Genomic DNA, 23773 nt, shown 5'->3' on the forward strand with positions numbered 1-23773 from the left:
CGGGGGCATGGCAGTTACGAATGAACTCATGACAATGCAGCGGGCGCTGAACGTAGTGGTGGGCGGGACGAACCTGACGCGGGAAGAAGCGCGCGGCGTAATGGAGATTATTATGAGCGGCGAAGCTTCCGGTGCACAGATCGGCGCAATCGCTACAGCGCTTCGAATGAAAGGCGAAACCAAAGACGAAATTACAGGCTTCGCAGAAGCGATGCGTTCGTTTTCCAATCATGTTCAAACGGAACGAAACGGTCTTCTGGACACCTGCGGTACCGGCGGCTCCGGTATTCATAAATTCAATATTTCGACTGCATCTGCTATCATAGCTTCAGCAGCGGGCGTCCGGGTTGCCAAACACGGCAACCGGGCGATGTCCGGCAAATCCGGCAGCGCAGACACACTTGAAGCGCTTGGAGTCAACATTACATTGTCACCGGAGCTGGCAGCACGCTGCCTGGATTCCATAGGGATTTGCTTCATGTTTGCCCAGCTATATCATCCATCGCTTAAACACGCAGCTGGCCCAAGACGCGAAATCGGTATCCGTACCATCTTTAATATGCTCGGTCCTTTAACGAACCCGGCAGGCGCTGACCGTCAGCTTCTCGGCATTTATGATAAATCCAGAACCGAGACCATAGCTTCCGTATTGGGTGAGCTTGGCTTGAAACGCGCGATGGTCGTAAGCAGCTTCGATGGATTGGATGAAATCAGCATCTCTTCCCCAACGCAAATTTCGGAGCTGCTGGGCGGCACTGTCCGCACGTATACGATCACACCGGAGGAGCTTGGTTTGACAACTCGCTCATTAAGTGAGGTTATCGGCGGCGATGCTGCCGAGAATGCACGTATTATCCGCTCGATCTTTAACGGCGATGACTTCGGCGCTTACCGAGATATTGTACTGGCGAACGCAGGAGCGTGTATCTTCGTCGGTGGCGGCGCGGACTCCCTGCAGGCAGGCGTCGCTGTGGCACGGACCGTCATTGATTCCGGCAAAGCAGCGATGAAGCTGCGGCAGTTGATTGAAACGACAGGAGAGTTGAGTCATGTTTCTTGATAAAATCGTAGCATCTAAACGGAAAGAAGTAGATGATCTGGCGGCCCATTTTTCTATTAAAACGGCTGAACGTCAGATCGCAGAATTAGCGCCTTGTCGAGGCTTCGAGCGCAGGTTAAGGTCCGGAACGAAGCGGGATCTGGGCTTAATCGCCGAAGTGAAGAAAGCTTCGCCTTCGAAAGGGTTGATCCGGCCGGATTTTGACCCAGTCGCGCTTGCCCGTATCTACGAGAATGCAGGCACAGACTGTATCTCCGTGTTGACGGACGAGGATTATTTTCAAGGTAAGAATGAGTATTTGACTGCCGTTTCGAAGGCTGTTCATGTCCCATTATTGCGTAAAGATTTTACGATAGATCACCGACAAATTTACGAGGCTCGTTTAATCGGAGCAGATGCGATCCTGCTGATTGCCGCTATTCTTCGCCCTTCACAGCTAGCGGATTTCTATGATACAGCCAAATCGATCGGGCTCGATGTCCTTGTAGAAGTTCATGATGAAGAGGAAATGGAATCTGTCCTTGGATTAGGCAAAGCAACACTGGTTGGCATTAATAACCGGAATTTGCACAGTTTTGTTACGGATATTAAAACGACGGAGCGATTGATTGGCGTTGTGCCTCCCGGTGTAACGGTTATTAGCGAAAGCTCGCTCTCTTCGCGTGAGGATATTGCGTTTGTGAAAGCTGCCGGTGCGAAAGGCGTATTGATTGGCGAGCATTTCATGCGTCAGCCGGATGTTGGCGCAGCTGTTGAGCAGCTCATGGGACCGGTGAACGCATAATGTCTGCAGCAGGGACCCGACAAGACCATACCAGTACCAATAAAGCCAATCCGACACGCATCAAAATATGCGGTTTGCGAGATGCAGCAACGATCCGCGAGATGAACGGGCTTGCCTTTGACGAGATCGGTTTCGTGTTTGCGCCAAGCAAACGTCAAGTGTCACCTGAGCTAGCCGGATCGCTTATCGAAGAGGCTCGTAAGCTTCATTTGCAAGAGGGTAAAGCTCCCTTGACGGTTGGCGTATTCGTTAATCCCAGCTTGCAAGAGCTGCAATACGTCCTGGCTGTTGCTCCGCTCGACGTTGTTCAGCTTCATGGTGAGGAGTCGCCTCAGTTATGCGCGCAGGTTAAAGAAACTTTGCACGTTCAAGTGTGGAAAGTATTCTCCGTTAAGGATATCGAGGGAGATAACTCCGCCGGGGCTTCAAGACTTGAAGGATACGCGGGAGTAGTGGACGGAATTCTCATCGATACAGCCGGCGGAGGCACCGGACAGACGTTTGCGTGGCATGTCATTGATCGGTATGTAGAAGCTGCATCGGCTATCGGCGTACCGCTTTATGTGGCAGGCGGGCTTCATCCGGATAATGTGGTGGATTTGTTAAGTCAGTTTTCCCCGAACGGTGTGGATGTGTCGAGCGGTGTGGAGACAGACGGCTTGAAAGATATACAGAAAATTCGATTGTTTGTGGAAAGGGTGAGAAGCGTATGAACCAAGTCCCGGACGTAAACGGGCGCTTCGGTAAATTCGGCGGACGTTATGTGCCTGAGACGCTCATGAACGCGCTGCTTGAGTTAGAGGAAGCTTACCAGCACTATTCGAAGGATCCGGAATTTATTGCAGAGGTTCGTTACTTATTGACCAAATATTCGGGCAGACCTACTTCGCTGTATCATGCACAGCGGTTGTCTGATCATCTGGGCGGCGCTCAAATCTATTTGAAACGCGAAGATTTGAACCATACCGGTGCACACAAAATCAACAATACGATTGGACAAGGCGTGCTTGCCAAACGCATGGGGAAAACGAAGATTATCGCCGAAACAGGAGCCGGCCAGCATGGCGTTGCATCGGCTACGGTAGCAGCGCTTCTGGGCATGGAATGTAAAGTGTTCATGGGTGAGGAAGATACGAAGCGCCAAGAGCTGAATGTATTCCGCATGAAGCTCCTCGGCGCAGAAGTCGTTCCCGTTACTTCTGGAACTCGTACACTAAAGGATGCTTGCAATGAAACACTTCGCTACTGGGTCAGCCATGTAGATGACACCTACTATATCCTCGGATCTGTAACAGGACCTCATCCATACCCGATGATGGTTCGTGACTTCCAGCGTATCATCGGCGACGAATCCAGAGAGCAAATTCTCAAAGAAGTCGGCCGTTTGCCGGATTATGTCGTCGCAGCTGTCGGCGGTGGCAGCAATGCAATCGGTATGTTCTATCCGTTCATCGGCGACGATGGCGTGAAGCTGCTCGGTGTTGAAGCAGCCGGCCGCGGCGTGGAAACCGAAGAGCATGCGGCAACGATGACGAAGGGACGTCACGGTGTATTCCAAGGCTCGCTCAGCTACGTGCTGCAGGACGAACATGGACAAGTACAGCCGGCTCATTCCATTTCCGCTGGCCTTGACTATCCGGGCATCGGACCTGAGCACGCCTACCTCAAAGATACTGGCCGTGCTAATTATGTGCCGATTACAGATGCGGAAGCACTCGAAGGGCTGCAGCTGCTATCGCGTACAGAAGGTATCATCCCGGCACTGGAATCCGCGCATGCCATCGCTGAAGTTATGAAGCTCGCTCCGACACTCAGCCGCGATCAAATTATCGTGGTCAGCTTGTCAGGACGCGGAGACAAAGACGTACAAGCGATTATGGGCTACTTGGGAGGCGACGAAAACCATGGCCATTAATGAAATAGATGCAGCGTTTCAGCGGCTGCGCGAAGAAGGCCGCACCGCGTTGATTCCGTTCCTCACAATTGGCGACCCTGATCTTGGCACTTCTGTGGACATCATTGGGGCACTGGAACAAGCAGGTGCTGATATGGTGGAGCTGGGCGTTCCTTATTCGGATCCGCTGGCAGACGGTCCCGTTATTCAACGCGCTTCCGAGCGCGCTTTGAAGAATGGCCGCGTGACGCTGGTTGATTGCATTCAGGTTGCCGAGAATGCCCGTCAAGCCGGCATCAAGCTGCCCTTCATTCTGTTCTCGTATTATAATCCTATCCTGCAATATGGACTGGAACGGTTCTTTGACCTCGTGACCGAGAAAGGCATCAGCGGTTTAATCATTCCGGATTTGCCGATTGAAGAGGATGCCGAGGTTCGCGCAATGGCAGAGGCGGCGGATATTCATCTCATCCCGCTTGTCGCTCCTACGTCCAATGATCGGGTGAAGCGCATTGCTTCCAAGGCACGCGGATTCGTATATTGCGTATCCTCGCTGGGAGTTACCGGCGTTCGCGCAGACTTCCACAGCGGAATCGACGAGTTTCTTGCAACGGTTCGCGAAGCAACAACAACGCCAATCGCGGTCGGCTTTGGGATTTCCAGCCGCGAGCAGGTGGAACGCTTCGGCAAACAGGCCGATGGCGTCATTGTCGGAAGCGCGATCGTTCGCAAGATCGAAGAGGTCGTACCGTTGCTGCAAGCAGAGGCTACGAAGCAGGAAGGCTTAGATCAAATCCGCGCATTTGTTCAAGAGCTGCGGGGCTAGTACTTTAAATCGATACCCTTTGGGCTGCCTCCGGCGGTCCAGAGGGTATTTCTTTTGTGAAAACGCTTCTGTACATAAAAGCTTAAAAGCGCGAAAGAAAATGGGGCAAAAAGCTTTTAAATGACCACGACTTGTGAGACAATGTTGAAATAGCAATTCTAAACTATACGCCACATATACGAGGTGATTATTGGTGCAACCCAAACAAAGTATCGTTCATTTGCCAGTGTACCAACCAGGCAAGCCGATTGAAGAAGTAAAGAGAGAGCTTGGCCTTAAAGAAGTGATTAAGCTCGCATCCAATGAGAATCCGTTCGGAAGCTCCGAGCACGCCAAGGCTGCGATTCAGAATGAGCTTAACAACATCAGCATCTATCCGGATGGCGGAAGCGTCGAACTGACGAACGATTTAGCACGATATCTCGGCGTGACGCCGAAACAGATTATTTTTGGCGCCGGCTCCGATGAAGTTATTCTCATGCTTGCCCGTGCGTACCTAACACCCGGCGACGAGACGATTATGGCGGACGAGACATTCCCGCAGTACAAACATAACTGCGAAATCGAAGGCGCGACGATCATCGAAGTGCCGCTGAATAACGGCACGCATGATTTGCCTGCGATGCTGGCTAAAGTCACGGATAACACGAAGATCATTTGGGTGTGCAACCCGAATAACCCGACAGGTACGATCGTACGTAAAGAAGAGCTAGAAGCATTCGTGCGTCAAGTGCCTTCGAACGTAATCGTTGTGCTCGACGAGGCTTATTTTGAATATGTAATGGATGCGGATTACCCGGATGGCATTACACTGCTTCCTGAATTTAAGAACGTCATCGTGCTGCGTACGTTCTCCAAAGTTTACGGACTCGCATCGCTTCGTATCGGTTATGGTGTCGGTCACGAAGAAGTCATTCGCTCGATTAATCAGGTTCGTGAGCCGTTTAACACATCCCGTTTCGGACAAGCCGCAGCTAAAGCTTCGCTTGCTGACTTGGAATTCCTAAATAGCTGCAAGGAACGCAATGTGGCAGGCATCCAGTACATGTATGAGCAATTCGACCGTCTTGGTCTAAGCTATTTCGAAGCGCATGGCAACTTTGTTATGGTGGATGTGAAGCTGCCTTCACAGCAGGTATTCGACGGATTGCTGCGCAAAGGAATTATCTCCCGTGCACGTTGGTCGTACTACCCGAATCATATCCGCATTACAGTAGGCAGCCAGGAGCAGAACGAGGCGTTCGTTCGCGCGCTGGAAGAAGTACTCTCAGAAGCGGCGGTGCTGGGTTAACATCATGACGAAAATTGCGATATTCGGCGTCGGTTTAATCGGCGGCTCGCTCGCGCTTTGTTTTAAAGGCAAACCGGGTATAACGGTCGTCGGTCATTCCGTACGTGAATCATCCGCAGCCAAGTACCTCGAGAGAGGCGTTGTCGATCATGCGACAACGTCTCTGCGCGAGGCGGCAGAAGGCGCGGATTTTATTTTTCTATGCGTGCCTGTAGGTTCGCTGGAGCAATATGTGCATGACCTAAGCGGGCTCGACTTAAAGCCGGGATGTATCATTACAGATGTAGGCAGTACGAAAGCATCTGTGGCGGCAACGGCTCGAAATGCTCAGCTAGGCAACGCCGTATTTATCGGAGGACACCCGATGGCAGGCTCGGAGCGCTCAGGCGTAGAAGCAGCCTCTTCCTATTTATTCGAGAATGCTTTCTACGTGTTGACGCCTGATGCCTCAACCTCGCAGCGTGATATCGACAAATTGACTGAGCTGCTCGCCTACACCAAAGCCCATATTGTACATGTGGGTCCCGAAGAGCATGATGAAATTGTCGGTGCGATCAGTCATCTTCCTCATATTATAGCGGTGGCACTTGTGAACCTGGTGCGCGGCTATAATGACGGCAATTCGCTATACAGCGTACTGGCAGCCGGAGGTTTCCGCGATATTACGCGCATCGGTTCCAGTGAACCGGTCGTATGGCGCGACATTCTGGTGAACAACCGTGACGTGCTGTTAAAGCTGCTGCAGGAGTGGCAGGATGGGACAAGCGCCTTCATCGAAATGCTGCAGAACGAAGATGGAGCGGGCATTGAGCAGGCTTTCCGGCAATCCGGACAATTTCGCAGCAAGCTGCCGGAGCGACGCAAAGGAATGATTCATTCCGTATATGAATGCTACATTGATGTGCCTGACCATCCCGGCATCATCGGCCATGTTGCGACAGAGCTGGGGAACAGCAATATCAACTTGAGCAATATCCAAATTATCGAGAGCAGGGAAGACGTACCCGGTATACTAAGACTCAGTTTCCGTAAGCAAGAGGACTTGGATCTTGCTGTCCATAAACTGGATCAAATTGGATATTCTGTCCATTTTTAAATGAGCTGGCGCTAAAATGAAAACGCTTATTGACAGAATGAAAACGTATACATATAATAAAGGTACAGTATGGTTTCTCTCCACTCCTATCCAAATCCATCGCATAATTTGCGGGGCCGCCTTATAGGCGGTCTTTTTTTTTGTGCAGAAACCCATTCTGCTGAAACATTCAGCGCGAACGATTCGTTACTAACAGAGAGAACAGGAACAAATGATGTGGCAGCCTTCGAACAGACACGCTCGCAATGTGTATGGAGAGCCGGCTGGCACCTACTATATGAAGCCTTACTACTACAACTCCCACTCGCAATTACTCCCATTTCACACGGTTGAATCGGATCTTTGTGAAAATTTTACCCTATCTCTCGGACAGCCATGTTACAATCGGTGTAGATTATGTAAAAAAGTGGGTCTATGCATTATGTCGAAAGAAGCAGGATTTTCGGTTTATATACCGAAATAATTAATGAATAATGCGAGGAAACATTTTTTTGATGATCGCGCAACTTTTCACTCTCGTGTCGGTACAATATAGTACCGAACCGGGAGCACTCCTAAGGCCAAGGAGGGTCGCCCGCGATGACGGATTCCCAGCTTATACGCGAAATCAAAGATGGTAACATACAGCTATATTCCGAATTGATGCGGCGCTACCAACGTAAAATCCTTGCCTTCATCTACCACATGTTAAAGAGCGCAAAGCTCGAGCTTCTGGCAGAGGATTTATGCTCGGAAACGTTTTACAAGGCGTACCGTAGTCTGCACTCATTCCGGGAAGTTGATGCTTCCTTCTCTACATGGTTATATACCATTGCACGAAATACGGTACTTAGCGAATTGCGCAAGCAGAAAGCAGGCAGCGTATCCTTTGACGAAGTCGGATACATCCCTATCGCACCGCCGGAAGCCGTTCCGGAGCAGCGTTTGCTGCAAAGCGAGCGGATGTCCATGGTTCGGGATGCGATTAACAGCCTGCCGGAGAAACAGCGATCAGCCCTTATATTACGGGAGTATGACCAATTGGATTATCAGGAAATCGCCAATATCCTCGGTCAAACCGTAAGTTCCGTAAAGTCGCTCCTGTTTCGTGCGCGCAGCAGTGTCAAAGTACAGCTTGAACCGTATTTCGGCGAATCGCCAATGCTGGAGGAATACGAGGGGATGAAAATGCGATGAAGTGCCTCGAAGTACAACAATCGTTTGGCGTCTATTGGGATTTGTCCGAAGATGATAGCGAACGAAAGTCAGTCAACGAACATCTTCTGACCTGCGAGACTTGCAGGGAGGAATTTCGTGTGTGGGAAGAAAGCGAGCAACTAATCAAGTTCTTCTCCGATCATTCCGATGAAATCGGCCCGATCGATCATTTAAATACCGGGGTCATGGACCGTATTTATACGGAACAATCTTGGTATATGCCTGTTGCTAATCGCAGCTACCAATTCACCAAATCATTCCGCAGGAATGTGACGGCGATCATTGCATGCTGCATGGCGATGTTCGTTTCCGGACTTTTCTACTTGTTGAAGGGAATCGGAGATTCCTCTTCGGTTGAGGTGGCAAAGCTGACAGGATTGCTCGAAACAGCCAACGCTGCCAGCGACAGTTCCGTCATCAGCGCCGACTTCTACGCAGATGTTCCTGTTGCCAGCATTAGCGATCCAATCGTACTGAATATAGTGCCGACGGTACCGCAATACTATGTGGCGTTATCGTTACTCGGCATTATTATTACTCTGCTTATTCTCAATTGGTTCTCCCGTACGCGGAATTAGCCAATACGTCTACATATACGATGACTTCTCAGTGAAAGAGGGAATTAATGTTGCGGATCGGACTCATACGCCATGGTAAGACAGACTGGAATGGACTTGGCAAAATCCAAGGACAAACCGATATTCCGCTAAACAGTGAAGGAATCAGGCAAGCACAAGCACTGGCTTACCGTTTGGTGCATGAACCGATGAAATGGGATGCTGTCGTTTCCAGCAATCTGTCCCGTGCGGTCGAAACCGCCCGTATCGTTGCTGACACACTAGGTATTCCGTTGTTACCGGGCGATGCTAGACTTCGCGAGCGATTCTACGGCGAGATCGAAGGAACGACAGAGCCTGAGCGTCTGGCCAAATGGGGACCGAACTGGAAACGATGCGACTGCGGACAAGAAAGCGATGCTTCCGTTCGAGAACGTTCTCTTGCATTCGTTGAGGAAGCCGCAGCTGCGGTACCTGCCAGAAACTTGCTTGTCGTGACTCATGGCAGCCTGCTTGCCCAGTTGCTGCAAGCGATGTGTGCTGAACTGGCGGACAAACCGATTCACAATTTATCTTTCTCCATCCTGGAGCGGGAAGGGGCAGCCTGGACACCGCTGCTTCATAACTGCACGCTTCATCTCGAGCAGCTTCAACAAAGCTGACGACATCGATATATCAGGTAAAGACAGCCACTGACCAAGATTTACAAGGTCGGTGGCTTTTTTTATCTCAGGAGGTTATAAAATTCGCCAATGTTCCCATAATGGTAGTAAACCTGCAAGCGGGGCCGGGAACGGAGGTTTGATAGATGAATTTAGCGGACATGCTTAGCTACGCAGACATTGGCCAGCTGAGCCGGATTGCGACAACCTATCAATGTGAGTGCAATGGAAACTCGAAGAATGATTTGATTCAGTCTATTTTGTCCACGGTGAATCGCAGGGATGTATTTGAAGCACAGATCGGGGCTATGAAGCTAGAAGATCTCCGGTTTATCAATTCCCTCTTGTTTGATGCTAGAGATGCGTTCAGTTTGGAGGAACTGATTGCACGCGTACAGCAGAGTAGATTCAGCAGCCCAGGAGCAGATACGCAGACGGAAACCGGGACTAGCCAAGCCGTTGCTTCTATTGAAACAGTGGTTGATCCCAAGAAAAGTCGTACTTCCAAAGCCAATGCCAAGGCCAAGCCGACCAGCAAGACCAAAGCAGCCAAAGAGAAACAACTGCCTGAACCTGGGCCGAGAGATACGATTTCGCGGTTTAAGCAATACGGGTGGTTGTTTAACGGATATGCCGGACCAGACCGTTATTTATTCCAGGTTCCGAGTGATTTGAAGGAACGGTTTAAAGAGACGATGGAACGCAGGCTTGTCTCGCAAGTTACGTATACGGACGAAGAGCCGCATGCTTACCGGGATGAGCAAATGTTAATGGGGGACGATGTCTCTCAGCTTCTGACCTACATTCACTTGAACGAAATCTCGCTGACATCTGAAGGCAACATGTATAAACGGAATATTTTGCAGCTGCTTGAGCTGTTTGGGGTGAAGGAACCACTTCCGGGCAAAGGGGAATGGCGCTTTGGTTACGGACGAAGAATCAAGGAGTATCCGAGCCGGATGTCGCTGCTGTACGACTATTGCTACTATAAAGGTTGGATTACAGAAACCGAAACGATGCTTGTATTGACTCCGGCAGGCAAAGAAAGACAAGTAGCGAAAACACCGGAGCCGCCGGACAAGCTATATCAATTCTGGCTTAGACTCTACAAAGGCCCAATTCCTAATATTCGGGCGATCGTACATTGGATTGATAAGCTCGGCAGCCGCTGGGTCAAAGCCGAAACCATCATGAGTACGCTGACCCCTTATATCAAACCTTTCTATTATGATCAGCCCGAAACGATTCTGGAACAGCGGCTGATTAGCATGATGATGCATTTGGGTCTTCTCAGAATTGGGGAGCATGCCGAATTTGGGCAAGTGATTCGCATGACACCGCTGGGCAGGACGATAGTAGCGGGGCAAAGTATTGACGATGAAGCGATTGTTCTGAACCGTTAGCAAGGCAATTGTACGGGAAACGGTAGGCATGAGCACATTCATGACCCGAAGAGGGCCATCGTCCTTAGCGGAGTTCATTGTGATGAATATGATTTAGTAGAGCCGGTTCGCTCAATGATGGGGTTTACACAGATGGAACCCACCTATACGCTTTCACTTATTCGCCTGCGGGAATCGTCACAACTTAAGACAAGAAAGACGATCGGCCTTGATCAACAATAGACGATGGAGAGCGGCTAACGTAAGGAAAGGAATATAGGATCTCTTAAACGCAGTGTTGGAGGTGTATCCTATGGACAAAATGAAAGTATCGTACGAAGTGATGCTCGGGCTTGCTGCAGAAATGTTACTTGATGAAGCTGTACTCAAATTCCGTAGGGATAAGCTTTATCAAGCTATTGATCAGGCGCTTGCCTCCGGCGACAAGGATAAATTCCGTCGCCTGACCGACGAGCTGAAATCTTTATACGCATAAACAAGCAGCTTTGCATGCTGCCTAAAGCCAAGTCTGCAGTCCGCTTCGGAGATAATCCGATAAGCGGCTTGCGGGCTTTTTTTTGTGGAGGTATGATAGGTTAAATGCTAGAATACCCTAAGTACGTTTGACGCATGCTTATGATGAAGGAATGGTGAGAAGAATGAAATTCAGCGAACTAAGCGCTGAGCAGTGGGCGGAACTGCAGCCTTATCTGGACACGGCAGTGCTCCCTGTCACAGGACTAACGGGAGCCGAAATGCCTCATGAAGCAACCGCTGCACTGGAACGGCTTCGAGATGTGCTAGATTTAATCGAAAACCCGTTCAAAGGAAGAATCGTTACATACCCGGCTTGTCAATACGGCGAATGGACGCCGGCATTCATAACTCAGCTAAAAGGAATTTGTGACCATTTACGCGGAATCGGTTTCAAACATGTCATCATTGTCACTGCATTTCATACCGCAAGTGAGGGTGTTGAAACTGGCGCAGACCTGATCGTCCAGCCTGTCGAAAGCGGTCTAATCCCAGGCGCAGCCGCGGTTAGCGACGCTGTTCGAACGCTCTGGCTCGGAAGGGCGTAGCAATCTTATGCTGCTATGGCATCCTATTGCATAAGGTGACAGCTCTTGGGGAAAAACAAATGCCAGACAAGGTCAATTGTGACAAAATGATAACAAATCTAAGAAGCGTTTTTGAACTGAACAGCAAATTGCCCGCCATATTCTTGACGCTCCAAATCACCTAGGCTATTATAGGTAATGTCCTAGTTCATCATATGTTTTGCCTTCTCCGGCAGAACACAAGATATGGCTCAGCAAAGGGGGTAGAACAGAAGATGAGTAACCATGAACAACACAATAATTCGCATCGCCCGGTGAAACAGAGCGGAATGTCAAGACGTCAATTTTTGTCGTATACGCTCGGAGGCGCAGGCGCATTCATGGCTGCAGGCATGTCACTTCCGATGATACGTTTTGCGGTTGACCCGATTTTGAAGAAAAAAGCCGGCGGTACATGGATTAAAGTTGTCGAGGCAAGCAAGCTTACAAACGAACCTCAGGAATTTAAATTCAAAATTCACCAGGTTGACGGATGGTATGTCAGCGACCCGGAATTGACAGCTTGGATTTCCAAGGATGATCAAGGAAAAGCATTCGCGCTTTCTCCGGTATGTAAACATTTGGGCTGCACCATTGGCTGGAACACAGAGAAAAACAATGAATATGTTTGTCCATGTCATGGAGCACACTACACCAAAGACGGTAAAAACTTGGTCGTAGCACCAAAACCACTCGACGAATACGATTTGAAGATCGAGAACGAGTGGGTATATCTTGGACCGGTTAAAGCAAATACACGGGTATAAGGAGGCGTAAGCTCAGATGTTAAAAGGTGTATACAACTGGATCGATGAACGTCTTGATATTACGCCGATGTGGAGGGACGTTGCGGACCATGAGGTTCCGGAGCACGTTAACCCTGCTCATCATTTCTCCGCATTCGTGTACTGCTTTGGCGGATTGACGTTTTTCATCACAGTCATTCAAATTCTGTCAGGTATGTTCCTGACGATGTACTTCGTACCGGATATTATCAATGCCTATAAGAGCGTTGACTATCTCCAGCACAAAGTGGCATTCGGCGGTATCGTTCGCGGTATGCATCACTGGGGTGCATCACTCGTAATCGTCATGATGTTCCTGCATACGCTTCGCGTATTCTTCACAGGTTCATACAAGGCGCCGCGCGAAATGAACTGGGTTGTCGGGATGTTGATTTTCTTCATCATGCTTGGCCTCGGATTCACAGGCTACCTGCTTCCTTGGGATAACAAAGCCTACTTCGCGACGAAGGTTGGTATCCAAATCGCGGAATCCGTACCGTACATCGGTACATATATCAAAGAACTGATGCAAGGCGGCGAGATCGTAGGCGCTGAAACGTTGACGCGCTTCTTCGCTATCCACGTCTTCTTCTTGCCAGGCGCATTGCTTGCGCTTCTTGCGGCACACTTCTTTATGATCCGGAAGCAAGGTATTTCGGGACCACTATAAGCCGAAAGGAGGCATTTTGCGAATGGCACACGGCCACAAATCAAACGAAAAAGTTGTATTCGTTGGTGACTCGCGGGTTCGTAAAAAAGCGGTAACTGGACCGATTACACCACCTGACTATTCCGCTTATCCAGGTAAATCGGAAGCATTTATTCCGAACTTCCTGCTTAAGGAGTGGATGGTTGGTGTTGTCGTACTCGTTGGATTTCTTGTTCTGACGATTTCAGAAGCAGCTCCGCTTGGTTATCCGGCGGATCCTACGAATGCATCTTTTATTCCGATGCCGGACTGGTACTTCCTGTTCCTGTATCAATTCCTTAAATTGCAATACGTATCGAAGGACTATGTCGTTCTCGGTACAGTAGGCGTTCCGGGTATTGCATTCGGTGCGTTAATGTTGGCTCCATTCTTGGATACGGGTAAAGAGCGTCGTTTCTACAGACGTCCGATTACTTCGATTCTAATGTTCATGTCGCTTATTTCTGTCTTCTACTTAACGAAGCAATCGTGGGATCACTACCAGCACGAGCTGAAGCTGACAAACACGATTCCTGAGCATATCATTCGTGAAGAGAAAGCGCGTGAAGCTGCTGAGAAAGCCGCAGAATCCGGCGGCGGCGGCGGAGAAGCAGCAGCTGTCGAAATCCCGCTCGTGGATAAAGACGACCCAGCTGTCGAGCTGACTAAGAAAGCACAATGCGTAGCATGTCATGGTGCGGATCTGAAAGGTAACGAAAGCGCTGGAATCCCATCTTTCCATGGTATCGGCGATGAATTCAGCAAAGAAGAGCTTGTTGATATCGTAACGAACGGTAAAAACAACATGCCTTCATTCAAAGACAAGCTGACAGCTGAAGAAATTGATCAGCTAACCACTTGGCTCTCGAAGCAAAAAGCAAAATAAACATAGCACAAACTAAACCTGATCGTACGTTGCGATCAGGTTTTTTTATAAACTAGGGGTGCGATTTTGGTTATACTTGTTACTGTTACCACCTTGTAGGAGAGTGATCTGGTGTTGAAGACTGCGGGATTCTTGTGGATTCGCACTTTGTGGACGAATCGGCTGTTTCTATGGCTGATGGTGTTAACGAATGCAGCAGGAACTGTATACGGTTACATCTGGTACGGCAAGCAGATGGAGTACACCTTGCAATTTCATCCGGTTTGGCGGGTTGTTTTTGTTCCGGACAGTCCGACAGCCAGCTTATTCTTTACGTTATCGCTGTTGTTTCTCCTATTTCCGGTGCTTGCGAAGCCGAACCCACTTTACATAGGACTGCGCTCCATCATTGAAGCACTCGGCGTCGTTACTTCAATAAAGTATGGCATATGGGCAGTCACAATGATTGCTGCAGGCGCGGCTCAAGGCGATCAGCTCGAATGGCAGCATTACATGCTGATTGTTTCCCATTTGGCTATGGCTGTTGAAGCGCTCATTTATATTCGGTTTATGCTATTTGGCCGTTTTGCTGCTTTTCTGGCGCTGCTGTGGCTGCTCCTGAACGATACGATGGATTATACCTATTTCATCTATCCGTGGCTTCCTGATGTGCTGGAGAATGATTTGCCGGCGATCCAGTCGTTTACCATGGGCTTATCCGTCGTCAGTTTGCTCGTAACTTGGCTCTTTATCTCATTTCGAAAGGTCTAAGTTTGGACATCCCCCCATACCTTGATAATGGGGGGGATGAGAGCATGCGTTCATCAACGCTATTCGCGCTGTTATGCAGTGTAGTGATTATCGTGTTGCTTTCCGGCTGCAATCTAGCTACTTACGCTGCCGGAAATTTGGCCAAGCCTGCATCATCGGCGCCTAGCACGGATCCGAGGTCCAATGCGATCGCACAGCTGAGTACATTGTCTGATCAAATTTACACGGCTGCGTATGGATCGAACCGCCAACTGGTGTATACGCTGCTGCAGCGGCTTGAAACGATTTCGGCAGCACCGATTGTACGCAAAAGCGGGACGTCAGCAGGCTGGACTGCCTTCGACGAAAGCATGGCTCTGGCGAAGGCTGCACTGTTACAGAAGCAAGCAAGCGGGTTATGGTATACGCAAGCAGCAAGGCTTAAGCTGGCCGCAGATGCGTTGAACAGGCCCAACGTGCCGCTGTGGCTGCAATATGAAGGCATACTGCGAGAAGATGAACAACGGATTCGAACAGCCTGGCAGATGCAGTCTGAGGGCCGTGCTGAAGCGGCAACTGTGACACTCGGCATTTACAGGGAGCATGTAGAACGTTTCGAGGTAGCTGCGTTGATGCAGCGGGATGAAGCCAGCTTACGTTTATTGAAGAAACAGATGACGTATGCGGAGCAGGTGCTTGCAGGGGTTGAAGGAGGTACGGTGAGTCCGGAAGCGGTACAAATTGCGCTGAGTGGGCTGGATCATGCCGCCAATCAATTATTTAGACGTTCGGATGGGGAAGTCGCAATCGCGGAAGTGATTCCGCCGGGAACGACCATTGGCAGTCTTCGCAATGGCCGCGCCCAAATCGCGGAAATGTTTATTGCCGCTTTCGTCATGGCGATTCTGGCACTGGCCGGCTGGCGCAAGTACAGGCAGCAGCCGAACGGGGTTCCTTTTCCACGAGAGCGTTTCAAATAAGTGAGGCTATTCTTCTTTGAACCCTTCACCGAGTACGTCATGTACTTCGGATATAACGATAAAAGCAAGCGGGTCTATACTGCGAACGATCGATTTCAACTGTCGGATTTCATGACGGGCGACGACGCAGTAGAGGACCTGCTTTTGTTTGCCCGAGTAGGCGCCTTTCGCCGGGAAGATGGTCACGCCGCGTTCCATTTCTTTCGTAATTTGCAGACCGATCTCATCGCCGGACTCGGTAATGATGGAGAATGCTTTTGCGGCATATGCACCTTCTTGGATGAAATCGATCATCTTCGATGCAATGAATACGGCCACGAGCGTGTATAACACTTTCTCCTTCGTGATGTACAGAAGTGAGATGCCGATAATGAGAATATCCAGCGATAAAATAACTTGTCCCATGCTCCAGCCTCTCAGCTTAGAGGCAATGCGGGCAATGATATCGACGCCGCCTGTGGTACCTCCGAAGCGGAACACGATTCCGAGGCCTGCACCGAGCGTTACGCCGGCATAAAGTGCTGCTAATATGTAGTCATTGGAAGTTTGAAACGGTACGATCCAACCTGCCGCAATCATTTTCTCCATTAAATAGAGAAACAAGGACAAGGACACGCTGCCGAATATGGTATAGCCGGTATGGGAGCGTCCGAGTACTTTCCAGCCGATGAAGTAGAGCGGGATATTGAGTACAAGTGTTGAGATGGAAAGCGGCCAGTCGAGCGAGTAGTTAAGCAAGATCGCGATCCCGGTGACGCCGCCTTCCATGAGCTGATTCGGGATGAGAAAGTAATGGAGCCCGAATGCATAGATGGCTGTACCCAGCATGACCATCGGAAGCGTGCGAAGCAGCTGTGCATAATTGGTTTTCAAAGGGTAATTCTCTCCTTTCCGCAAGGTCGTAAAATTATGAAGGCTTTAACATAGTATGTCTCTTTGCATGGATTGTCAAAAGCATTGTTTTCAAAAGCGCTTTGATATAACATATGAAAAGAACCTCATGTCAAGAGAGGATGTTTCATGTGTCAGAGAAATCAATGGCCGAGCTGCAGCGGGAAGTCGACGCGTATATCTCCCAGTTCAAGGAAGGTTACTTTAGTCCGCTGTCCATGCTGGCCAGAATGACGGAAGAAGTAGGCGAGCTTGCGCGCGAGGTCAATCATCAATTCGGCGAGAAACCCAAGAAAAGTGATGAAGCGGACAACTCCATCGAGAATGAGCTGGGTGACATTTTATTTATCGTCATTTGCTTCGCAAACTCATTAGGGATCGATCTTACCGAAGCGCATGACCGTATCATGCACAAGTTTAATACAAGGGATGCCGATCGCTGGACACGAAAAAACGTCGAACCGTAAGTCGTGTCCTTACATATGCTGTACCATCACCTGTGTACAAGGAGGATGGGCGGATGGACGGAGAGAGCAGTATTAAGAAAGCTTACGAAGCCATCCTAAGCGGCGATTTCGAACAGGCAATCCTGTTTTTTGAAGAAGCGATTGCGCTGGAACCGAGTAATGGAGCAGCTTACTATAAATGCTCGATCACTTGTGCCCGCAGCGGAAAATGGCAGAAGGCGCTCCAATATGCAGAACAGGCGGTACAGCTTGAACCTTTGCAAGTCATTTATCAGTTTCACCTGGAAACGGTAAAAGCTAAGGCGCTTGTACTGCAAGCAGAAGGATTGTTGTCTCGTTCGTCGACGCATACCGAGGATGCACTTGCCTTGCTTCATGAAGCATCAAGGCTGGATCCCCTCAATATTGAGGCGCTGCTTATGCTAAGCGCGGCCTACGCGACGATCAGCCGGTTTGAAGAGGCTTCCCTCTATGCTCGCGAGGCGGTAAGGCTTGAGCCTGAGCATGCGGCTGCACGCCGGTTATTCGCCGATATGAATCGCAAGCGGCGAATGCTGAGAGCGAACAGTCAACGTACTAAACGGAAAAGGAACAGGTGAAAGCAGGATGTCGACGGAATTGATTCGAGTTGCAGTAATGGGAGCAAGCGGCCGCATGGGTCGTGAGGTCGTGAAAATGGTACTACAAGATGAAATGCTTACGCTGGCGGCTGCGGTATCTCCATCAGCGGGTCCGATCGATGCCGGTACATTGGTCGGACTTCAGCCATGCGGCGTTATCGTAAGTGCAGATCTAGACGAAGCTTTGGCAGCAGCAAATGCGGATGTACTCGTTGATTTTACAGTACCAAGCGCCGCATACGGCAATACTACAACAGCAATTGCTCACGGTGTCCGTCCGGTTATCGGAACGACGGGATTAACGCCAGAGCAAATGGCTGAATTGGACGAGCTGTGCAAAGAGAGAGGCATCGGCGCTCTAATTGCTCCTAACTTCTCTATTGGCGCGATCCTTATGATGCGTTTTGCTGCCCAAGCAGCTAAGTATATGCCTCATGTTGAAATTATCGAGTATCACGGAGATCAGAAGCTCGATGCGCCGTCAGGGACTTCCATCAAGACAGCAGAGCTGATCTCAGCTGCACGTCAAGAGCTGCGTCAAGGAAATCCGAAGGAAGAGGAAATTATCGAAGGCGCACGCGGCGGCTATTACAATGGATTCCGCATACATAGTGTTCGTTTACCTGGCGTATTCGCTCAACAAGAGGTTGTATTCGGCGGTCATGGGCAAACGCTCAAAATTCGCCATGATTCCTACGAGCGTGCCGGTTATATGCCGGGCGTCAGCGCAGCTTGCAAGAAAGTAATGACTTATACGGGACTCATTTATGGCTTCGAGCATTTGATGGACTAAATAACCTAATAAACCGCGCAAATGACATCACATGCGGATATTCAGGAGAGGAGTGCGGCTGGTAATGAACATCGCGTTTATTGCGCACGATCGAAAGAAAGATGAAATGGTTAACTTTGTCATCGCATACGAGCATGTTTTTCAAGGCCATAAGCTCTATTCGACAGGTACGACGGGGACACGTATTATGGAGCAAACAAAATTGTCGATTCATCGCTTCATGTCCGGTCCGCTTGGCGGCGATCAGCAAATCGGAGCTCTTGTGGCACAAAATGAAATGGATCTCATCATCTTCTTGCGCGATCCCTTGATGGCGCAGCCGCACGAGCCGGACATCATCGCGCTACTGAGGCTTTGTGACGTACAAGGAATTCCGGTAGCAACGAATGTGGCTACAGGCGAGCTGCTGGTCAGAGCGCTGCAACGCGGCGATTTCGCGTGGCGTGAGCTTGTTCATAAGTATAAGCCAGGTGAAGCGGAATGATCGAAGCTGTAGATATTCTTGCATTCGGCGCCCATCCCGATGATGTTGAAATCGGCATGGGGGGCACGATTGCCAAACATACGTCTGAAGGCGTTAAGGTTGCCATTTGCGATTTGACAGAAGCGGAAATGTCCTCCAACGGCACCGTCGAAACGAGGCGGCAGGAAGCTGCCGAAGCTTCTAAGGTGCTTGGTTTATCTTATCGTTCGACACTGAAGCTGCCGGACAGAGGCTTAACCGGAGCAGCTGATCAAATCGAGGCCATTGTCGCCGAAATCCGCCGTTTGCGTCCGCGGCTAGTATTCGCACCTTATTGGTCGGACAGGCATCCGGATCACGTCAGCTGCAGCCGATTGATCGAAGAGGCTGTCTTCAATGCCAAGCTTCGCAATTACTTGCCGGAATTGCCGCCTGTACAAGTGGAACAGCTGTATTTCTATTACATAAACGACAGCAATGAAGTAAGTCTCATTACCGATATCAGCGAGCACATGGATACAAAGATTAAATCGCTCCAAGCTTACCGCTCGCAGTTTGCGCTGCCGCAGCCAGGGGAAGACCGTGTACAGACGCCGCTTACCGATCGTTATATTCAGCGTGTTGAAGCGCGGGACATGCTATTGGGACAGACAAGAGGCTGGGCTTATGCGGAAGGATTTGCAATAAAGCGCCCACATACGGTAACTTTATTTTAAAGAATGATCTAAAGTAGCGGAATTCGCCTAATTCGGGCATATAATTGAAAAAGTTCATCCACTCGAAGGATGGCGAAAACCGTTTATTCTTAATAGCGTTGTACAACAGGAGGTGGAAGACATGGCCAAACGCTTGAAAATCGGGATTACTTGTTATCCGACACTCGGCGGCTCCGGCGTTGTTGCAACGGAGCTTGGGAAGCTTCTTGCAGAGAAGGGGCATGAAATTCATTTTATTACACATAGCGTTCCTTTCCGACTTGGGCAATTCCAGAAAAACATCTTTTATCATGAAGTTGAAGTAAACGATTATTATGTGTTCCGTTACCCGCCTTATGATTTATCCTTAGCTAGCAAAATGGCGCAGGTCGTCAAAAATCAACAGCTTGATGTGCTTCATGTGCATTATGCGGTTCCGCATGCTGTCTGCGCGTTCCTCGCGAAGCAAATGGTCGGAGATCATCTGAAGACCGTTACGACGCTGCATGGCACGGATATCACCGTGCTTGCGCAGGATGAATCGCTCAAGGATCTAATCCGGATGGGCATTAACAAGAGCGATGCGGTGACGGCGGTTTCCAATGATCTTATTCATGAAACCCGCGAGCTGCTCGATATTACGAAGCCGATTGAGCTTACCTACAACTTTGTCGATAAACGCGTCTATTACCCGCGGGAATGCAGCTCCTTGCGAAGCGATTTCGCGAGTAAAGACGAGAAGATATTAATGCATATTTCCAACTTCAGACCGGTTAAGCGGCTTAGTGATGTCGTAGATATCTTTGCGAAGGTGGCAAAGGAAGTGCCAAGCCGTTTGCTGCTCGTTGGAGAAGGACCGGATTTACCGAAGGTACAGATGAAAATTCGTCAGCTTGGCCTGCAGGACCGGGTTCATTTCCTTGGCAAACAGGATGATGTCGCACAGGTGATTTCGATTGCGGACGTCATGCTGCTGCCTTCGGAGAAAGAGAGCTTCGGCCTGGTTGCACTCGAAGCAATGGCTTGCGGCGTGCCGACAATCGGATCGATTGCCGGCGGTATTCCTGAGCTTGTCACGCATGGCGAAACCGGCTACTTATCGCCAATCGGCGATACGGACAGCATGGCTGCCAATGCGATCAAATTGCTGCGCAATCCTGAACTGTATCGTCAAGTGCGCGAGGCTTGCCTTCACCGGGCTCGCCGCCAGTTCTGCAATGATTTGATCACAGCCGAATACGAGCGGATCTACTACAAGGTGCTCGGCATTGAAGCCGATATTCCGGTACCGGTTTGCGATTAATGAATGCTTAATTACGATGAAAAATAAACTTAGGAGGGGAGTGCCGATGTCGTGGAGTGATGCGCTGACAAGGGCGCTCCCTTTGCTTCATACACTTGAAGGCTTAGGGCATGAAACGGTGTTCGTAGGCGGCTGTGTCCGCGATACGATTATGGGACGGACGCTCAAGGATGTTGATATCGCAACCGCAGCATCCCCGGAGCAGGTTATTGCTGCATTTCCGCATACGATTCCTACCGGATTGCAGCATGGAACGGTTACGGTTGTGCACGAACGTGTAACCTACGAGGTGACGACGTTCCGAACGGAATCGGTATACGAGAAATTCAGGCGGCCAGCACAGGTTCAATTCGTAAAGAGCTTAGACGAGGACCTGCTGCGGCGCGATTTCACGATTAACAGCATGGCGATGCGTAGTGATGGATCTATCTATGATCCATTCGGCGGGCAGCGGGACTTGCGAGAAGGCGTTCTGCGCTGCGTCGGCGATCCGGATGCGAGATTGCAGGAGGATGCGCTTCGTATCGTCCGCGCGGTGCGGTTTGCAGCAGCCTTTGAACTGCGGATTGCGATGCAGACTTGGCGAGCCATTCTGCGCCATCGGCATTTGCTTGCGCATATTGCGATGGAACGAATCGGCCTGGAATTCGATAAAATGATCGGTGGCAGCGATCCTGGACGTGCAGCTGCCTATCTTGCGGTAAGCGGACTGCTCAAGCATACGAAAGAACCGCTGCCGCAGCTTATGGTGGAGTCGGCGGAACAATACAGACGTGAGCACAATGAGGCTTCAATGCAAGCTCATAGAAACGTCATGCAAGACATGATTCGGCTGGAAGCCAACGAGGATCGCTGGGCTGCGCTTTGCATGTCGCTTCGATTAGACCCGGGACAAGCCAACGAATTGTTCGCAAGACTCCGTTATGCAACAGCTCGCAGTGGGCAGTTGAAGGCTGTAATCGGCATTCACAACGAACTGCTGAGTGATCTTAGTCTGGACGAATCCGGGCGACGCATGTGGGTTCGTCTTATTTTGCAATATGGGAAACAAGCTGCTCAGCAGTGGCTGCGAATCGGGACAGCGATACCTGAGCTTGTTTCGACAGAGGCAGCGATGTCCAATAATATAGTAAAGCAGCTTCACGAGTGGCTGGGTGCCGTTCCGGCTTCTACGATCCGAGAGCTGGCAGTCAAAGGAACGGATATCCTAGCCTTCTCAAAACAATCGTCCGGGCCATGGCTCGGCAATTTGCTAAATAAGCTGTTGCATGCTGTGGCAGCTGGAGATATTCCGAATGACAAACAGGCTTTGCTGAAGGCAGCTGCCGATGCATTGCTCCATAACCATAGATCGGAAGTCCAAGAGGAGTTAACATGAATCGGATACTAGAGCTGTTAGAGCAGCAATCGGCTGAGGCGGGTTACCTCTCAGGCGAACTGCTAAGTCAAGAGCTCCAAATTAGCCGAACAGCGGTTTGGAAGCAAATTAAGAAGCTGGAGGCGGCCGGCTACCAAATTGAAGCCTCGAGGCGGTTAGGCTATCGTTTGATCGGCCGTCCTTCCAAGCTTACACCGCAGGAATTGACATTGAAGCTGCAAAGCAAAGGAACTTCGATTATACAGAAGATCCGCATGTTCGACTCCGTTGATTCCACGCAAAATATTGCGCAGCGATTGGCCGAGGAAGGTGCGGCAGAAGGCACGCTGATCATCGCGGAGCAGCAGACGAGCGGACGGGGCCGATTAGGACGCAAATGGGTGTCGCCATCAGGAAAAGGCATCTATATGAGCTTTATACTTAGACCGGGGATGCCGCTGCATTTTGCTCCGCAGCTTACGCTGTTAACGGCTGTTGCGCTCTGCCGAGCACTGCGAGCCATTGCTTCGCCGCTTGATATTGGCATCAAGTGGCCAAACGACCTGCTGATCGGCGGCAAGAAAATAAGCGGCATTCTGCTGGAATCCACCGCCGAAGAAGAACGGCTGCGCTACGTCATTGCCGGCATTGGCATCAGCGTCAACCTAACGGCGGATGATTTCCCGCAGGAGCTGCTGGATATCGCAACCTCGCTGCAGATCGAGCTTGGCAAGCCGCTTGATCGGGCTGAAATTATTGCAGCTTTCTTCGAACAGTTCGAACAGCTCTATACGATCTATCAGAAGGACGGCTTCGGCCCCATCCGAATGTTATGGGAGGCGCTGTCGGTTACGCTGAATAAACCGACAAGATTGATTCTCTCAAGCGGAGAAACCATCGCCACACCGGTCGGGCTTAACGAGCAAGGGGCTCTGCTTGTCCGGAAGAGCGATGGGACGATCGTACCGATATTTTCGAGCGAACAAGTGCCCCAAGGATAGGCGAAGGGTTCATAGACGCGGCATCGATTTTTTGATATACTCGCCTTACTAGCATGCTCCATTAATGGGTGGTATCGTCGCGTACGAACTGCACCGGAAAGTGGAGCTTCAGTTTGCGGATAGAATTGGATGTACCGTTAAGCAGTGCGCATTCTGCTCTGAGCCGTTAGGGACCGAGACAGAAGGAAGCTCTTCTTGAAACGCTTCTCCGCCAATAGGCCGGTGGCAGCCGTTTCACCTTGAAACAGGACGTTCCTTTTTGGATT

General features: G+C 50.1%; 27 protein-coding genes. 26 read left to right on the top strand and 1 reads right to left on the bottom strand.

Translation table 11 applies throughout. The features are described 5' to 3' along the window. Positions 1 to 7: 7 nt before the first annotated feature. From trpD to AC6ESO_RS10955, 18 genes are all read left to right on the top strand, one after another. Complete coding sequence (trpD, locus tag AC6ESO_RS10870; RefSeq protein WP_497091345.1) at positions 8 to 1060, top strand: anthranilate phosphoribosyltransferase; 1053 nt, start codon at positions 8 to 10, stop codon at positions 1058 to 1060. After that, positions 1050 to 1844 carry an indole-3-glycerol phosphate synthase TrpC gene (gene trpC, locus AC6ESO_RS10875; RefSeq protein WP_497091346.1) on the top strand — a complete coding sequence of 265 codons (795 nt, stop codon included), beginning with the start codon at positions 1050 to 1052 and terminating at the stop codon, positions 1842 to 1844. The genes trpD and trpC overlap by 11 nt, the downstream gene beginning before the upstream one ends. Further along, complete coding sequence (locus AC6ESO_RS10880) at positions 1844 to 2557, top strand: phosphoribosylanthranilate isomerase (RefSeq protein ID WP_497091347.1); 714 nt, start codon at positions 1844 to 1846, stop codon at positions 2555 to 2557. Before trpC ends, AC6ESO_RS10880 begins: the two co-directional genes overlap by 1 nt. Continuing rightward, a complete protein-coding gene (trpB, locus tag AC6ESO_RS10885) occupies positions 2554 to 3759 on the top strand; it encodes a tryptophan synthase subunit beta (protein ID WP_497091348.1) in 1206 nt (401 codons plus the stop codon). The genes AC6ESO_RS10880 and trpB overlap by 4 nt, the downstream gene beginning before the upstream one ends. Next, complete coding sequence (gene trpA, locus AC6ESO_RS10890) at positions 3755 to 4564, top strand: tryptophan synthase subunit alpha (protein WP_497091632.1); 810 nt, start codon at positions 3755 to 3757, stop codon at positions 4562 to 4564. The genes trpB and trpA overlap by 5 nt, the downstream gene beginning before the upstream one ends. A gap of 193 nt (positions 4565 to 4757) precedes the next feature. Continuing rightward, a complete protein-coding gene (hisC, locus tag AC6ESO_RS10895; protein ID WP_497091349.1) occupies positions 4758 to 5855 on the top strand; it encodes a histidinol-phosphate transaminase in 1098 nt (365 codons plus the stop codon). 4 nt (positions 5856 to 5859) lie between these two features. Then, the gene (locus AC6ESO_RS10900) at positions 5860 to 6951 is read left to right on the top strand and encodes a prephenate dehydrogenase (RefSeq protein ID WP_497091350.1); all 1092 of its coding nucleotides are present in this window, start codon (positions 5860 to 5862) and stop codon (positions 6949 to 6951) included. 579 nt (positions 6952 to 7530) lie between these two features. After that, positions 7531 to 8127: an RNA polymerase sigma factor gene (locus tag AC6ESO_RS10905; protein ID WP_090976703.1), complete on the top strand. Its 597-nt coding sequence runs from the start codon at positions 7531 to 7533 to the stop codon at positions 8125 to 8127. Then, entirely contained in the window at positions 8124 to 8726 is a 603-nt protein-coding gene (locus tag AC6ESO_RS10910; protein WP_494818958.1) for an anti-sigma factor family protein, read from the top strand. Before AC6ESO_RS10905 ends, AC6ESO_RS10910 begins: the two co-directional genes overlap by 4 nt. A 50-nt stretch (positions 8727 to 8776) precedes the next feature. Then, entirely contained in the window at positions 8777 to 9367 is a 591-nt protein-coding gene (locus tag AC6ESO_RS10915; RefSeq protein WP_497091633.1) for a histidine phosphatase family protein, read from the top strand. A 146-nt stretch (positions 9368 to 9513) separates the two neighbouring features. After that, positions 9514 to 10770 (top strand): hypothetical protein, encoded by a 1257-nt coding sequence (locus AC6ESO_RS10920; RefSeq protein WP_497091351.1) that lies wholly within the window; start codon positions 9514 to 9516, stop codon positions 10768 to 10770. 292 nt (positions 10771 to 11062) lie between these two features. After that, positions 11063 to 11245, top strand: a complete 183-nt coding sequence (locus AC6ESO_RS10925) for an IDEAL domain-containing protein (RefSeq protein WP_090976696.1) — start codon at positions 11063 to 11065, stop codon at positions 11243 to 11245. 163 nt (positions 11246 to 11408) lie between these two features. Beyond that, a complete protein-coding gene (locus AC6ESO_RS10930) occupies positions 11409 to 11831 on the top strand; it encodes a DUF2487 family protein (protein WP_497091352.1) in 423 nt (140 codons plus the stop codon). Between the two features lie 254 nt (positions 11832 to 12085). Then, positions 12086 to 12616, top strand: coding sequence for a QcrA and Rieske domain-containing protein (locus tag AC6ESO_RS10935; RefSeq protein WP_497091353.1), 531 nt, complete (start codon positions 12086 to 12088; stop codon positions 12614 to 12616). Between the two features lie 16 nt (positions 12617 to 12632). After that, positions 12633 to 13304, top strand: coding sequence for a menaquinol-cytochrome c reductase cytochrome b subunit (gene qcrB, locus AC6ESO_RS10940; RefSeq protein ID WP_090976689.1), 672 nt, complete (start codon positions 12633 to 12635; stop codon positions 13302 to 13304). 22 nt (positions 13305 to 13326) lie between these two features. Then, entirely contained in the window at positions 13327 to 14208 is an 882-nt protein-coding gene (locus tag AC6ESO_RS10945; protein ID WP_494818962.1) for a c-type cytochrome, read from the top strand. Between the two features lie 177 nt (positions 14209 to 14385). Further along, complete coding sequence (locus tag AC6ESO_RS10950; RefSeq protein ID WP_497091634.1) at positions 14386 to 14958, top strand: DUF1405 domain-containing protein; 573 nt, start codon at positions 14386 to 14388, stop codon at positions 14956 to 14958. Positions 14959 to 15002: 44 nt separating this feature from the next. After that, the gene (locus AC6ESO_RS10955; protein WP_497091354.1) at positions 15003 to 15917 is read left to right on the top strand and encodes a hypothetical protein; all 915 of its coding nucleotides are present in this window, start codon (positions 15003 to 15005) and stop codon (positions 15915 to 15917) included. Between the two features lie 6 nt (positions 15918 to 15923). Here AC6ESO_RS10955 and AC6ESO_RS10960 read toward each other — a convergent pair whose 3' ends face one another. Beyond that, entirely contained in the window at positions 15924 to 16751 is an 828-nt protein-coding gene (locus AC6ESO_RS10960; protein WP_494819239.1) for a YitT family protein, read from the bottom strand. Positions 16752 to 16954: 203 nt separating this feature from the next. Here AC6ESO_RS10960 and AC6ESO_RS10965 point away from each other — a divergent pair, with 203 nt between their 5' ends. The 8 genes from AC6ESO_RS10965 to AC6ESO_RS11000 all read left to right on the top strand — a co-directional run bounded on the left by AC6ESO_RS10965 (position 16955) and on the right by AC6ESO_RS11000 (position 23507). Further along, positions 16955 to 17275, top strand: a complete 321-nt coding sequence (locus tag AC6ESO_RS10965) for a MazG nucleotide pyrophosphohydrolase domain-containing protein (RefSeq protein ID WP_494819240.1) — start codon at positions 16955 to 16957, stop codon at positions 17273 to 17275. Between the two features lie 53 nt (positions 17276 to 17328). Further along, positions 17329 to 17874 carry a tetratricopeptide repeat protein gene (locus AC6ESO_RS10970; RefSeq protein ID WP_497091355.1) on the top strand — a complete coding sequence of 182 codons (546 nt, stop codon included), beginning with the start codon at positions 17329 to 17331 and terminating at the stop codon, positions 17872 to 17874. Between the two features lie 7 nt (positions 17875 to 17881). Further along, positions 17882 to 18688 carry a 4-hydroxy-tetrahydrodipicolinate reductase gene (gene dapB / locus AC6ESO_RS10975; protein ID WP_497091356.1) on the top strand — a complete coding sequence of 269 codons (807 nt, stop codon included), beginning with the start codon at positions 17882 to 17884 and terminating at the stop codon, positions 18686 to 18688. 64 nt (positions 18689 to 18752) lie between these two features. Continuing rightward, positions 18753 to 19172, top strand: a complete 420-nt coding sequence (locus AC6ESO_RS10980) for a methylglyoxal synthase (protein ID WP_494818966.1) — start codon at positions 18753 to 18755, stop codon at positions 19170 to 19172. Further along, positions 19169 to 19867 carry a bacillithiol biosynthesis deacetylase BshB1 gene (bshB1, locus tag AC6ESO_RS10985; protein ID WP_497091357.1) on the top strand — a complete coding sequence of 233 codons (699 nt, stop codon included), beginning with the start codon at positions 19169 to 19171 and terminating at the stop codon, positions 19865 to 19867. Before AC6ESO_RS10980 ends, bshB1 begins: the two co-directional genes overlap by 4 nt. A gap of 121 nt (positions 19868 to 19988) precedes the next feature. Beyond that, positions 19989 to 21149: an N-acetyl-alpha-D-glucosaminyl L-malate synthase BshA gene (bshA, locus tag AC6ESO_RS10990; RefSeq protein ID WP_494818968.1), complete on the top strand. Its 1161-nt coding sequence runs from the start codon at positions 19989 to 19991 to the stop codon at positions 21147 to 21149. 46 nt (positions 21150 to 21195) lie between these two features. Next, positions 21196 to 22527 (top strand): CCA tRNA nucleotidyltransferase, encoded by a 1332-nt coding sequence (locus tag AC6ESO_RS10995; RefSeq protein WP_497091358.1) that lies wholly within the window; start codon positions 21196 to 21198, stop codon positions 22525 to 22527. After that, entirely contained in the window at positions 22524 to 23507 is a 984-nt protein-coding gene (locus AC6ESO_RS11000; protein ID WP_497091359.1) for a biotin--[acetyl-CoA-carboxylase] ligase, read from the top strand. Before AC6ESO_RS10995 ends, AC6ESO_RS11000 begins: the two co-directional genes overlap by 4 nt. The last annotated feature ends 266 nt before the right edge of the window (positions 23508 to 23773 follow it).

The organism is Paenibacillus rhizoryzae, from assembly GCF_059686995.1.